The organism is Salinispora fenicalii (assembly GCF_000514815.1).
GTDB classification, from domain to species: Bacteria; Actinomycetota; Actinomycetes; order Mycobacteriales; family Micromonosporaceae; genus Micromonospora; species Micromonospora fenicalii.
In genome coordinates, this window is record NZ_AZWQ01000017.1 from 199,519 (window position 1) to 212,587 (window position 13,069).

Annotated in this window: 10 protein-coding genes; 3 read left to right on the forward strand and 7 right to left on the reverse strand. The window is 70.5% G+C overall.

Annotated features, from left to right (window positions below):
• Window positions 1-30 precede the first annotated feature (30 nt).
• Both B116_RS0107835 and B116_RS0107840 read right to left on the reverse strand, forming a co-directional pair.
• A complete protein-coding gene (locus B116_RS0107835; protein WP_027659716.1) occupies window positions 31-696 on the reverse strand; it encodes a response regulator in 666 nt (221 codons plus the stop codon).
• Window positions 693-1,931, reverse strand: a complete 1,239-nt coding sequence (locus tag B116_RS0107840; RefSeq protein ID WP_027659717.1) for a sensor histidine kinase — start codon at window positions 1,929-1,931, stop codon at window positions 693-695. Before B116_RS0107840 ends, B116_RS0107835 begins: the two co-directional genes overlap by 4 nt.
• 179 nt (window positions 1,932-2,110) lie before the next feature.
• Here B116_RS0107840 and B116_RS0107845 point away from each other — a divergent pair, with 179 nt between their 5' ends.
• Window positions 2,111-3,427: a UDP-glucose dehydrogenase family protein gene (locus B116_RS0107845; RefSeq protein WP_027659718.1), complete on the forward strand. Its 1,317-nt coding sequence runs from the start codon at window positions 2,111-2,113 to the stop codon at window positions 3,425-3,427.
• Window positions 3,428-3,475: 48 nt separating this feature from the next.
• On the opposite strand, the gene B116_RS0107850 is transcribed toward B116_RS0107845, so the two are convergent.
• The 4 genes from B116_RS0107850 to B116_RS0107865 form a co-directional block, all read right to left on the reverse strand.
• Window positions 3,476-3,910 (reverse strand): VOC family protein, encoded by a 435-nt coding sequence (locus B116_RS0107850; RefSeq protein WP_018721775.1) that lies wholly within the window; start codon window positions 3,908-3,910, stop codon window positions 3,476-3,478.
• 235 nt (window positions 3,911-4,145) lie between these two features.
• A complete protein-coding gene (gene rox, locus B116_RS0107855; protein WP_027659719.1) occupies window positions 4,146-5,588 on the reverse strand; it encodes a rifampin monooxygenase in 1,443 nt (480 codons plus the stop codon).
• Between the two features lie 260 nt (window positions 5,589-5,848).
• A complete protein-coding gene (locus B116_RS0107860; RefSeq protein ID WP_018721777.1) occupies window positions 5,849-7,018 on the reverse strand; it encodes a sensor histidine kinase in 1,170 nt (389 codons plus the stop codon).
• Window positions 7,015-7,683 carry a response regulator transcription factor gene (locus B116_RS0107865; protein WP_018721778.1) on the reverse strand — a complete coding sequence of 223 codons (669 nt, stop codon included), beginning with the start codon at window positions 7,681-7,683 and terminating at the stop codon, window positions 7,015-7,017. Before B116_RS0107865 ends, B116_RS0107860 begins: the two co-directional genes overlap by 4 nt.
• Before the next feature lie 138 nt (window positions 7,684-7,821).
• Between B116_RS0107865 and B116_RS0107870 the strand changes: the two genes are divergently transcribed.
• A complete protein-coding gene (locus B116_RS0107870) occupies window positions 7,822-9,657 on the forward strand; it encodes a hypothetical protein (protein WP_027659720.1) in 1,836 nt (611 codons plus the stop codon).
• 64 nt (window positions 9,658-9,721) lie between these two features.
• On the opposite strand, the gene B116_RS0107875 is transcribed toward B116_RS0107870, so the two are convergent.
• Entirely contained in the window at window positions 9,722-11,632 is a 1,911-nt protein-coding gene (locus B116_RS0107875; protein ID WP_027659721.1) for a glycosyltransferase family protein, read from the reverse strand.
• Window positions 11,633-11,756: 124 nt separating this feature from the next.
• On the opposite strand from B116_RS0107875, the gene B116_RS0107880 reads away from it, so the two are divergent.
• Window positions 11,757-12,953 (forward strand): hypothetical protein, encoded by a 1,197-nt coding sequence (locus tag B116_RS0107880; RefSeq protein WP_027659722.1) that lies wholly within the window; start codon window positions 11,757-11,759, stop codon window positions 12,951-12,953.
• Window positions 12,954-13,069 lie beyond the last annotated feature (116 nt).

The following is a 13,069-nucleotide window of genomic DNA, read 5'->3' on the forward strand; positions in this document are numbered from 1 at the left end:
CGAGCGCCAACCCGGACCGGTACGCCGGTACTACTCCCCCGGGTTGATCATGCCACTTTCGTAGGCGTAGACCACCGCCTGCGCCCGGTCCCGCAGGTTCAGCTTCATCAGCACGCGGCTGACGTGAGTCTTGACGGTCTGCTCGGCAAGCACCAACTCCGCCGCGATCTCCTGGTTCGACAGTCCGCGCGCGATCAGCCGCAGCACTTCTGCCTCGCGCCGAGTGAGGGTGTTGATCGATTCCGGTTCGGCTCGGCGCGGCCGAGTGCGGCTTGCGTAAGCCGCGATGAGCCGCCGGGTCACCGAGGGAGCGAGCAAGGCCTCACCCGCGGCGATCACGCGGACCGCGTGCACGAGTTCCGCGGCCGGCGCGTCCTTCAGCAGGAACCCGCTCGCGCCGGCCCTCAGCGCCTCGAACACGTAGTCGTCCACGTCGAAGGTGCTCAGGATCAGCACCTTCGGCCGATACCGCCCGGGGGGCAGCTCCAGGATCCGACGCGTCGCGGTCAGGCCGTCAACGGTCGGCATCCGGATATCCATCAGGATGACATCAGGAGCGTGCCGGCGCGCCGCGGCAATCGCCTGCTCGCCATCGGCGACGTCCGCCACCACCACCATGTCCTCCTGGGCGGTGAGCAGCGCCCCGAAGCCCTCCCGGACCATCGCGTGGTCGTCAACGAGCAACACCTTGATCATGACTGGCACTCCAGGGGCAACGTCGCCCGCACCTCGAATCCACCGTCGTCGGTCTGGTCGGCACTCAGGCTGCCATGCAGCATGGCCACCCGCTCGCGCATCCCGAGCAGGCCGTGGCTGCCGCTCGCGCCGGTCACCGCGGCGGCCGGAGGGGGCACCGGGCGACCGTTGGGGTCCACCTTGACCGCGTTGCGGACCCGGATGATCAACTCATGCTGGTTCCGATGCAGGGTGAGGTCAGTGGGTGCACCGGGAGCATGTCGAGCCACATTGGAGAGGGCTTCCTGCACGATCCGGTAGGCGGAGAGCCCCACCGAATCCGGCACACCGGTGATCACGCCCTGCACCGACACCGTGACTGGGGTTCCGGCTGCCCGCGCGCCCGCCACGAGCGCGTCCAACTCCACGAGGCTGGGCTGAGGCGCGGTTAGCGACTGCTCCTGCGGGGCGCGCAGGACGCCCAGCAACCGCCGCATCTCGGTGAGCGCTTCCCGGGATGACTCCGCGATCTCGATGAACTCCGCCCGCGCCGCTGGCGAAAGTTCGTTCAGGCGGTAGACGGCGGTCTCCGACCGCACCGCGATGAGGGACATGTGGTGGGCGACGACGTCATGCAGCTCACGGGCGATGCGTGCGCGCTCGGTCAGCATCGCACCCCGCTCCCGCTCGACGACCAGGCCGGTGCGCGCCTGCGCCCATCGGCCCAGCAGGTGACCCACCCCCAGGACGCCGCTGACCAGCAACATGCTGCCGTAGCCAACGCCCGGGTCGAGAAACAGCAGAGACATCGCGATGCTGAACGCCCAGACCCAGAACAGCACCCCTAGCGGATGGCGGTAGCCGACCACCACAAGTACGACGAGGTAGACCAGGATCAGCACCGGGTTGCCGGGCCAGGGGGCACCGGCTTCGTGCAGTCCGTTAACACCACTGACCAGGGTGGCTACCGCTGCCACCCGCCACGCCAGCAGCGCCCGGCGGGGCATCAGGGCCACCGGCGCCGCAGTCAGGGCGGCGAGGAGGATCGTCTCAAGTCTGCCAACCTGGTACGGCGCGAGACCCGCCATCGCGAGGAGCCACAGCAGGAACGCGGCCAGCGGCGCCAGCACCCGCAGATGCGGGCGCAGCCGCGCCAACCGACGAGTCCGACCCGACGCGGCAGCTTCCCCGGGCTTCGGGTCGTGGCCGGTGGCGACCGCCCGCACCAAATCACGCAGCGCTGTGGTTACGGGCATTCGGTCAGAGTACTGTCACGCTCCGGCTGGTGAGACAACGCAGTCTGGGATCCTGGGCGCATTCCCACGACCCGAAGAAACACCCGTGGTGGGCACCCTTCCAGCAGGAAACTCTCCGATCCGCGGGTTACAGTCCGCTGTCGTCAACGACGACTCGTACCGGGAAGGGGGGTCGGCTGGTGAAGGTCACCGTCATCGGGTCGGGGCACCTGGGCGCAACCCACGCCGCCGGGATGGCCGACATCGGGCATGAGGTCATCGGGGTCGACATTGACCCGGAGAAGGTCGAGACGTTGAACGCCGGGCGCGGCTGGTTTCACGAACCGGAGCTCGATGTGCTGCTGGCCCGCAACCTCGACACCGGAAGACTTCGCTTCACCACCGACTTCGCGGCGGCGGCCGCCTTCGGTGATGTGCACTTCCTCGCGGTCGGCACCCCCTCCGGCCTGGACGGCACCTACGACCTGACCCAGATCAGCGCGGCGATCGAGCGGCTGGCCCCGCACCTTCGGCGTCCCTGCCTGATCGTCGGCAAGTCCACCGTCACGCCCGGCACCGCCGAGGTGGTCGAGGCCCAGGCCCGGAAGCTCTCCCCCATCGGCGACGGCGTTCAGGTGGCGTGGAACCCCGAGTTCCTCCGCGAAGGCACCGCGGTGGCCGACACCCTGACCCCGGATCGGATCGTCCTCGGCGTCGCCTCGACCGAGGCCGAGGAGACCCTACGACTGCTGTACGCGCCGATCACCAGCGGGCACGGCTGCCCGCTCGTGGTCACCGACCGAATCACCGCCGAAATGGTCAAGGCGACCGCGAACGCCTACCTGGCCACCCGAATCTCGTTCGTCAACGCCGTCGCCGAAATGTGCGCGGTGGTAGGAGCGAACGTCGCCGAGCTGGCCGACGCGATCGGCCACGACGCCCGCATCGGACACCAGTACCTGCAGCCCGGCCTCGGCTTCGGCGGCGGTTGCCTACCCAAGGACCTACACGCCTTCACGGCTCAGGCCGAACGAGGCGGAGTCACCACCGCCGCCGAATTTCTGCACAGCGTGGACAGTGTGAACCTGCACATGCGTACCCGCGCTGTCACGCTGGCCACCGCCGCGCTCAACGGGGAGGTACGGGGACGACGGATCGCCCTGTGGGGTACCGCCTTCAAACCCGGCATCGACGACGTGCGCGACTCCCCCGCGCTCGACGTCGCCGTACGGCTCCACGGGGCCGGGGCGCAGGTCACCGCGTACGACCCGCAGGGGCTGGCGATGGCCCGGCAGTCCGCGCCGCAGCTGAGCTACGCCGCGACGGCGGCCGAGGCGGCCGTCGGCGCCGAGCTGATCGTGGTGGGGACCGGCTGGCCGGAGTTCGGCGCGCTCGACCCCTATGTGATCGCCGAGCGGGTGGATCAACGAATATTGCTGGATACCCGTGGTGTGATCTCCGGTCCCCGCTGGCGAGCCGCGGGATGGACCGTGCACGGGCTCGGCTACCAGTCCTGACCCGCGCGGCCCCGGGGCCGGGTCACGGACGCTGACCGGGCGGACGCGTCAGTCGAGGCAGAACTCGTTGCCCTCGACGTCTTGCATCACCAGGCACGACTCGTTGTAGCCGTCGGCGGTCAGGAGTCGCACCCGCACCGCGCCGAGCGCGACCAGCCGGGCGCATTCCGCCTCGAGGGCGGCCACCCGCTCGGCACCGACGAGCCCGGTTCCGACGCGCACGTCCAGGTGCAGCCGATTCTTCACTGCCTTCCCCTCGGGAACGCGCTGAAAGAACAGGCGCGGCCCCACACCGGAGGGGTCAACGCAGGCGGACACCGAGCCCTGATGCTCCGGCGGCAACGTGCGATCGAAGTCGCCCCAGGTGGCGAAGCCCGTCGGGGGCGGCGGGAAGACGTATCCCAGCGCCTTGCACCAGAACCGTGCCACCCGCCCCGGCTCCTCGCAGTCGAAGGTGATTTGGACCTGCTTGACCGACGGCATCAGCCCACCCTAGCGGTGGGGTGGTGTCGTCGCGACACCAAAATGATCCACGCGGCCCGGGATCTTCGCGACCTGAGGGTGCCGCCGGGAAACCGACTGGAGGCGCTGAAAGGGGACCAGTCCCACCGGGAATGACGACCTTCACAGCTCCTCCTCAGCCGGCCCACTCGGTTCGACCTCCTCATCCCGCTTGATCTCGGGAGTGAGGCAGACATGGACCGGTTCTTTCCGACGATCAACTAGATTGCGTCGACGGGCCTCCGAACCACCGCTGCAGCTGGGTGCGCAGCTCCTCCGGATCGTCACCGACCCACGCCACGTGGCCGTCCGGTCGCAGCAGCAGCGCGGGCACATCCAGTTCCGTGCTGACGTCCACCACGTGGTCGACCCGGTCGGTCCAGCCGGCCACCGACAGCCGGCCGGTCTGGTCGAGCACCATTCCCCGGCCGCGGTGCATCAGGCCGTAGAGGTGCCCCTGCTTCAGCTCCACATCGCGCAACCGCCGGCCGAGCAGGTGGTGGCCCTCGCCGAAGTCGTACCGAACCGAGATCGCGGTGACCTTCTCGATCAGGTAGCGGTTGACCTCCTCGAAGTCCATCAGCTCCGCCACCACCCGGCGTACGGCCTCCGGCCCCGGCTCGAGGGTGATCAGCTCCGTCTGCGCGCGGGTGTTCTCCAGTACGGCGGCGGCCACCGGGTGCCGCTCCGCGTGGTAGCTGTCCAGCAGCCCGCTCGGCGCCCAGCCGCCGATCTCCGCGGCGAGTTTCCAACCAAGGTTGAACGCGTCCTGGATGCCGAGGTTGAGGCCCTGTCCACCGAGCGGCGGGTGGATGTGGGCGGCGTCGCCGGCCAGCAGCACCCGGCCGACCCGGTAGCGCTCGGCGAGCCGGGTGGCGTCCCCGAACCGGGACAGCCAGCGCGGTGAGTGCACGCCGAAGTCGGTGCCGGCGGTCACCCGCAGCTGCTGCTGGAATTCCTCGAAAGTCGGCGGGGTCGTTCGGTCCTCGGTCACCCCGGCGGCGGGCACGACGACGCGGTACAGCCCGTCCCCGTCGCCGACCGGTCCGGCGCCGAACCGGAGCTGTGTCTTGCGGACCTCGGTCATCACCGCGGTGACCTCCTCCGGCGCCGCGGTCAACTCCATGACGCCCAGCAACGTCTCGAACCGGGTGGGCTCGCCGGGGAAGTCCACGCCGAGCAGCTTGCGGACCGTGCTGCGGCCGCCGTCGCAGCCGACGAGGTAGCGGGCACGGAGTTGGGTGCCGTCGGCGAGTTCCGCGGTGACCGCTTCCTCGTCCTGGCTCAGGCCGACGAGTTCGGTGCCGCGCAGGATGTCCGCGCCGGCCTCGGCGGCATGCTCGGTGAGGAGCCGTTCGGTGCTGGTCTGCGGGATACCGAGGATGTACCCGTGTGCGGTGTCCATGTTGTCGGGCCACGGCTTGCTGATGCCGGCGAAGTAGCCGCCGACCCGGTACTGCTGGCCGTTCGCGAGGAAGCGCTCCAGCAGGCCGCGCTGGTCCATCACCTCGATACTGCGTACGTGCAGCCCGAGCGAGCGGACAATCACCGGCGGCTCGGTGTCCCGCTCCAGCACCACCACCTGCACTCCGTGCAGCCGTAGCTCACCGGCCAACATCATGCCGGTCGGTCCGCCCCCAACAATGATCACGTCAAACATGAAACTGCCCCCATTCGTCGGCACTTGTTTCGGCCAGCCCTTCGCCGAGTTGATGGCGCAAACCCGCGCACACGTGTGTGTCGCGAATCCCTGTTTCCAGGGGTACTGGCTTCGGCCGACGATTCTGCGGCAATAACGGGGTCTTGCCGCAAGACCCCCTATGTGCTATATGTTAAGAGTGGCAGGGAGAAGTGCACTCCCGAAGGTTGAAGTGCACTCCCAAATGAAGCGCACCCCCAAAATCAAAGTGCGCTGCCACCTCACCGAGTAACGGCGGGGCCCGGCCCATCTGCTGCCGGCAGCGTCACCGTCACCTCCAAGCCACCGCCCGGCTGCGCGATCGCCTTCACCACGCCACCGTGTGCGTCGCAGACGGCCCGGACGATGGAGAGCCCCAGACCGGAGCCGCGGGCGCCGGTCCGTTCCCGGCCGCCCCGCCGGAACGGCTCGAACAGCCCCGGCACATCGGCCTGGTCCACCTCGAAGCCAGTGTTGCCCACCACCAGCCAGGACCGCCGGCCATCCGAACCGGTCCGTACCCAGAGCCGGCCGTGCAGATGGTTGTAGCGCACCGCGTTCTCGACCAGGTTCCCGGCGAGCCGGTCCAGCAGCCCGGGGTCGCCAACCACCGGCGCCGGCTCGAGTGAGGTCTCCACCCGCAGACCGATCCGCTCCACCTCCCGGCGTACCGCCGTCAACGCGTTGGCGGCGCCGGCAGCCAGGTCGCACTCCGTCCGCCGGGCGAGACGGTGGCCGGCCTGCGCCTCGCTGCGGGCCAGCACCAGCAGCGCGTCCACCAGGCCGTTGGCCCGCTCCGAGGCATCCCGCACCACAGTGGACATCCGGCGGTACTCGGCGGTGTCCGCCTCGTCGTCGCTGAGCGTCACATCGATCTCGGTGCGCATCACGGCGAGTGGGGTGCGCAGCTCATGTGAGGCGTTCGCGACGAAGCGCTTCTGCGCGTCGAAGGCGACCGCGATCCGGTCCAGCATCGCGTCGAAGGTCTGCGCCAGCTCGGCCACCTCGTCGTCCGCACCCGAGTAGCCGATGCGCTGATCGAGGGTGGTCTCGCCGAGCCGTCGGGCGGTGGCGGTGACCTGATAGAGCGGGCGCAGGGCCCGGCCCGCGACCAGGTAGCCACCGGCCACCCCGACCACGCTGATCGCCAGCAGCGCCGCCAACCCTTTGGCCAGCAGTTCCCGGCTCGCCACCTCGCCCAACTGCCGCTGCCACTCGGCGGCGTCCAGGGAACGACCGTCGGCCAGCACCACCGTCGTCCCGGTAAGCAGCTCGTCGGTGGGGCGCAGCGCGTCGCGTACCAGCAGCCAGGCCAGCAGCACCAGGATCACCCCAGCGCCCACCAGCAGCAACCCGTTGAGCAGGGTCAACCGCAGGCGCAGGGTGGGCCGCATCCCCCGGCCGGCGGTCACGCCGCCGCCCCGGCCACCCGGTAGCCGGCGCCGACCACGGTCTCGATCAGCGGTGGGTCGCCGAGCTTACGGCGCAGCGTGCGCACGGTGACCCGGACGATGGTCGTGAACGGGTCGGTGTTCGCGTCCCAGACCCGTTCCAGCAGCTCCTCGCTGGAGACCACCGCGCCGCCGGCCTTGACCAGTTCGTGCAGCACACCGAACTCCTTGTTGGTCAGGTCCACCGGCACGTCGGCCCGGGTGGCCGTCCGGCGAGCCGGGTCGAGCACCAGGTCGGCCACCGCCAGCACCGGCGGAGCGGCCGGGGTGGCGCGGCGGCCCAGCGCCTGCACCCGGGCGACCAGCTCATCGAAGGCGAACGGCTTGGGCAGATAGTCATCCGCGCCCAGCTGCAGCCCCTCGACCCGGTCGGCGACCGTCCCGCTGGCGGTCAGCATCAGCACCCGGGTCAGGGTGCCGGAGGCGGCCAGTTCGGCGCAGATCTGATCGCCGGGCACACCGGGCAGGTCCCGGTCGAGCACCACCACGTCGTACCGGGTGACGAACGCCATCTCGTGCCCACTGTCACCGTCGTACGCGACATCCACCGCCATGCCGCGCTTGCGCAACCCCCGCGTGATCGCGTCGGCGAGGTTGCGTTCGTCCTCGACAACCAGTACCCGCATCCCAGCCTCCTCGCGCCTGACTCCCCGACAACCTAGTGCTTCACCGCCAGCGACGACTTGGTTGCGCAACCGAGAGTGACCGGGGCCGGCCGGTTCACCCTGGAGCCGCCTGTACGATGGCGCGTCGTGCCCGCGCCGATGGTTGACTCCGTGCCACAGACCAGCATCCCCAAGTCCACTGTGGTGGATTCGCCGACGCGGCGGTCCCGATGGCGTCCCGCCCGCGCCGACGTCCTGGCCATCGGCGTCTACCTAGCCCTCGGCGTACTGGTCTGCCTCAACCACTGGGGGGACATACCCAACCGGGTCTCCGCCCACCTGCCGACCGACCACAGCTGGTTCGAGTGGCTCTTCGCGCACGGGGCGTACTCGGTGTGGCACCTGGAGAACCCGCTCTTCAGCACCCGGCAGAACGCCCCGGTCGGGGTGAACATGATGGCGAACACCTCACTACTCGGGGTGACCCTGCCGCTGGCGCCGCTGACCATGCTGGTCGGCCCCCAGGTGACGTACGTGCTGTACCTCGGCGCCGCGCTGGCCGCCACCGCCGGCACCTCCTACTGGGTGCTCTCCCGGCACCTGGTGCGCTCCCGGGCCGCCGCGTTCGTCGGTGGCGCGTTCCTGGGCTTCGCACCCGGCGTCGTGCACCACGCCAACGGCCAACCCAACTTCGCCTCCAACTTCCTGCTCCCGCTGATCGTGCTCCGCGTGCTGCGGCTCGGCGAGCCCGGCCGCTGGCGGCGCAACGGCATCCTGCTCGGCCTGCTGGTGGCGTACCAAATCTTCATCAACGAGGAGATGCTGCTGCTCACGGCGCTGGCCTGCCTCGTCGTCGTCGCCACGTACGCGGTGCTACGGCCGGTGGCCGCCCGGCGGCAGGCCGGTACCTTCGCCGCCGCCCTCGGCACCGGCGGCGGCCTGGCACTGCTGCTCACCGCGTACCCGATCTGGTTTCAGTTCAACGGTCCGCAGTCCTACCGCGGCCTACAGGGCGGTGTCTTCCACAGCTGGGGGGAGGACCTGAAAGCCTTCGTCACCTTTCCCCGGGACACCCTGGCCGGGGACGCGGCGGTGGAGCAGACGATCGGTGTGACCGAGCAGAACAGCTGGTTCGGCTGGCCGCTGGTGATCCTGGCCGTGGTGGCGCTCCTGCTGCTGGTCCGCCGCAGCCTGGTGGCGCGCATCCTGGCGGTGCTGACGGTGGTGTTCACGGTGGCCTCGCTCGGCCCGGCGATCCGCTTCGACGGCGTCGAGACCGACATCAACGGCCCGTGGGCGTATGTGTCGGAGGACCTGCCATTGGTCGAGATGATGATGCCGACCCGACTGAGCCTGATCGTGGCCGCCGCGATCGGGATCCTGCTCGCCGTCGCGTGGGACGCCCTTTCCGGGACCGGCCGGCCACCGGTACCCGCGCAGCGCTCCGGCCGCCCACCGCGGTTCCCGCGGCGCTGGCGACGCCCGGTCGGCTACGCGGCCATCACGCTGGCGCTGCTGCCGCTGATCCCCCGGCCGCTGCCGGTGGAGGCGGTGGCGCCCCCACCACACTTCATCACCGCCGGTGGCTGGCGGCCGTACGTGCCCGAGGGGCGCACCCTGGTCCCGGTACCGATCCCGAGCAACGTGCATGGCCTGTCCACGCTGCGCTGGAGTGCGTTGACCCAGCACGAGTTCCCCGTTCCCGGCGGGTACTTCATCGGCCCCAACGAGCAGGGGGAAGGGATCTTCGGGGCGGATAACCGGCCGACGACCCGACTCATCTACTCCACGATGGGCAAGAACGCCGCGCCCGACATCACCGACGTCGAGCGGCGGCAGGCGATCGAGGACCTGCGGTACTGGCGGGCCTCGGTGGTGGTGCTCGGCGCCCACCCCCGGGAAGCGGTACTGCGCGACCTGATGACCTCGCTGCTCGGCACAGCGCAGCGGGTGGACGACGTCTGGCTCTGGGACGTCCGTCCCCTGGTCGACTAGGAACCCGTGTCGGAGGACATTCCCACCGCAGTCGAGCACTCCCGGCCGCGGTGGGGATCTGGCCTCAGGCGGCCGGGTCCGGGTCCGTCAACGTGCGGACGTCCCACATCCAGACGTCCAGCTCACGCCGGCCCGGGCCGACCAGTTGCTCGACGGTCAGCCGCAGCGGCTCCGCGTGGTGCTGGTCCACCGGTAGGACCAGGATCGCGGCCCGCCAGTGCCGCAGGTCGTCCAGGGCCCGCCGCTGCTGCCGGTCGTCGAGTCGCAGCGTACGTCCGGTCCTGGCGACCTCGCTGAGCAGTTCTCCAAGCCCACTGGGGCGGCCACCGAACCGACCCGGGTCGCCGGTGTTGGCGTTACGCGGAGCCAGGAAGTAGCCGCCGGGAATCTTGAAGTCGAGGTTGACGGCGGCGGCCCAGCGCATGCCGTGGGTGTTGCCCATGCTCGGCACCGGAATGGGCACCAGCGTCTGGTCCTGCGCCACGTAGCCGCGCCACCGGTCGGCGGTGATGAATTCCGGCACCGCTGGTCGGGAGGTCACCGCCAGCGGCATGGGCGCGATCGGCAACAACGCCAGCGCCAGCCCGGCGGCGGTGCGCAGCCGCAGGGTACGCCGGGGCAGCGGCAGCCTTCGGGACCGGTCGACCGCGAGCGTCAGCAACAGCCCGACGGTGACGGTGGTGATGAGCCCGAACCGGGTCGGCACCACCGCGTCCAGCAGCGGCAGCCGGACCAGCCACTCCCACGGTCCGACCCCGATCTCCTGGTCCCACCATGAGATCCGCTCGCCGAGGGAGAGCACCGCGAAGAAGATCCCGGTCGCCGCGAGGGCCCGCACGACCACGTCGTGGCGTAGCCACAGGACGATGCCGACGGTGATCAGGGACAGGCTCCAGCCGAAGAAGGCGTTCTCCTCCGAGTAGTTCGGGGCGAGGCCGGTGTTGGCCGCGTCGTCCCCGCCCAGGGTGGGCGAGCCCGGGGCGACGAACGCCGCGATGTCGTTGCCGTAGTCCCGGACCGCGTCACTGAGCCCGTGGTACGCCATCGGGCCGGCGAACTGCACGTAGAGCGGGTACGCCAGCAGCGCGCCCGCCACCGCCGTGCAGGTGGCGAGCGACTTCGCCAGCGGCCGCCACGCCGCCCGCCACAGCTGGGGCCGCTGCACCAGCACGGCGGCGAGGAAGACTCCGCACGCCATCGCGGTGAAGAGCAGGATCTCCTCGTTGATGAACGCCTGCACGCTCACCAGCAGGGCGAGCAGCAGGCCGTCGCGGTACGGACGCCGGGACCGGGTGATGACGAGTACCCGCCACACGATGAACGGCAGCAGGAACTGACTGATGATGTTGGGGTGCCAGTTGGCGTGCGACAGCATCGCCGGGGAGAACCCGCAGAACCAGCCGCCGACCGCCGCCGCCAGTCGACTGCGCACGAGGTGCCGGCTGAGCACCACGTACCAGGCGGTCGCGGTGCCGGCGAGCCCAAGGGTGACCAGCAGCACGAAGGTCACCGCCGGGCCGAAGAGGAGCGTCACCGGCACCATCGGGATGCCCAGCGCGAGGATGGCCGTGTTGGCCATCAGATTGACCCCGTCCGGGTAGTTGAACTGCTCGGTGAAGAACGGGAACTCACCGTGGAGCACCACCCGCACCGAGTGCGCCAGGAAGAACTGCACCTGCGCCGGGTCACTGCTGTAGAGCGCGGCAACCCGGCCGGTCGGGTCGACCCAGATCTGGCTGGTCACCCAGAGCGCGGCGAGCAGGAAGCCGCCAACCACCACCGAGTGCTGCCGTCGGGGCGTCCACGACGGCAGCCGGAGCCGGCGGCGACCGGGGGCCGTCGCCGGGGGGCCGGACGTTTGCTTCAGCTCCCCCGCTGCAACGCCGTCAAGGGGGAACACACTCGCGCTGTTGCGGTCAACCGGCTCGGACGAGGCCACGGTGGCGGGTTCGGCGCGGGTGTCAGCAGGCGTCACAATCGGCGGAGTCTACCTGAACGGAAATCACACGAAAGCCACCACGCGATCCCTTGTGGGTGGTGCTGGGCGGCACCGTGCCGTCTCGTACCATTGCGGTTCGCAGGAGACGGAGGAGCTAGACGTGCTTGCAGCCCGCCGGACCGGCAGGACAACCGCCGCTGCGCTGGCCCTGGTGGCGACCCTGGCCGGCTGCGGAGTGGTCGCCGACCGCGCACCGGCTGACCTGTCGGTGGGGCACGCGAGCCGGGACGGGTCGCTCACCGTCTGGCCGGCTCGTGGCTCCCTCGCTGACGAGGCCGCGACGACGACCGCGGTGACCGAGGCGGTCCGCGCCTGGCGGTCGCCGCTCGGCGACCGAGCGTACCTACCCACCTCCGGCATCCTCTGGGTTGGTGCGGTCAACGGCACGCCGCTCGCCCTGGTCGCCGCGGATGTTCCCGGTACGGGCGCCTCCTGGCTGCTCCAGGTCGCCGGGGAGGACGGGCGCCACACCGTCACCCACGCCATCGAGCACACCGATCCCGGCTATCTGATCTACTCCGATGTGCTCCCGGTCCACACCGACGCGGGTCGCCGCTACCTGGTCTCTGCCCGGGTCACCGACCTGACCGGTCCGGATGGCCAGGCGGTGACCATCGAGGGAGGCCTGAGCGCGCCCGTGACGGTACCGGCCTGCTCCGCGGTCCCGGTCACCGCCACGCTGCGCGCCACCGAGTCGCTGCCGCAGGGGCGAGCCACCGAACGCTTCCTCGACCTCGGTACCGGCCTGGACGCGCCGCGCGACCCGCTGGTACGGGACGAGTCCGGCTCCGGGCGGCAGGCCCTGGCCGGGTTGGACACCTGCGCGCTCGCCGGCGACCAGGGGCCATTCGGCAGTATCCAACGCCAGTTCGGGAGCCGGAAGTCGGCGGTCTCGGTGCCGGCCTCCTGGCCGATGGCGGGGCTGACCCTCCGGAAGGTCGGCGAGGGCACGCTCGGCGCTGGCCCGCCGGGTGAGGTACAGCAGCTCACCTGGGACGCGGCCGACGACGAGATGACAGCGGTGCTGTACCGGCCGGCCGACGGCGGCCCAGCGATGCTGTCCGCCGCCGATCGGGCCGCGCCACTTCAGGCGTACGTCCTGTCAGTGGCGGGGCAACGGCTGGGCGTGTTGAGCTGGCAGCCAGCGCCGGAGAACTCGCTGTCGGTCCCGGCCGGCACGTCCCACCTCGTTGACCGCCCGGGCCTGGCGATCCTGCCCCTGGCCGACGAAGAGGTCACGGTGAGCCTGGCGGCCATCGACGAGACCCACTACCGTTCCCTGCCCGCTCCGCGGTAGCGCTTGGGACGGCGACGCCCGCCGGGAACGCTAGGGCAGTGCCCGCCGGTAAACGCTTGGGACAGCAGTGCCCGCCGGTAACGCTAGGGACGGCGACGCCCGCCGGTATCGCTGGG

Coding starts and splice junctions, on each gene's coding strand:
- B116_RS0107835 (WP_027659716.1), bottom strand. CDS start 696: ATGATCAAGGTGTTGCTCGTTGACGACCACGCGATGGTCCGGGAGGGC.
- B116_RS0107840 (WP_027659717.1), bottom strand. CDS start 1,931: ATGCCCGTAACCACAGCGCTGCGTGATTTGGTGCGGGCGGTCGCCACC.
- B116_RS0107850 (WP_018721775.1), bottom strand. CDS start 3,910: ATGCCGTCGGTCAAGCAGGTCCAAATCACCTTCGACTGCGAGGAGCCG.
- rox (WP_027659719.1), bottom strand. CDS start 5,588: ATGTTTGACGTGATCATTGTTGGGGGCGGACCGACCGGCATGATGTTG.
- B116_RS0107865 (WP_018721778.1), bottom strand. CDS start 7,683: ATGCGGGTACTGGTTGTCGAGGACGAACGCAACCTCGCCGACGCGATC.
- B116_RS0107870 (WP_027659720.1), top strand. CDS start 7,822: ATGGTTGACTCCGTGCCACAGACCAGCATCCCCAAGTCCACTGTGGTG.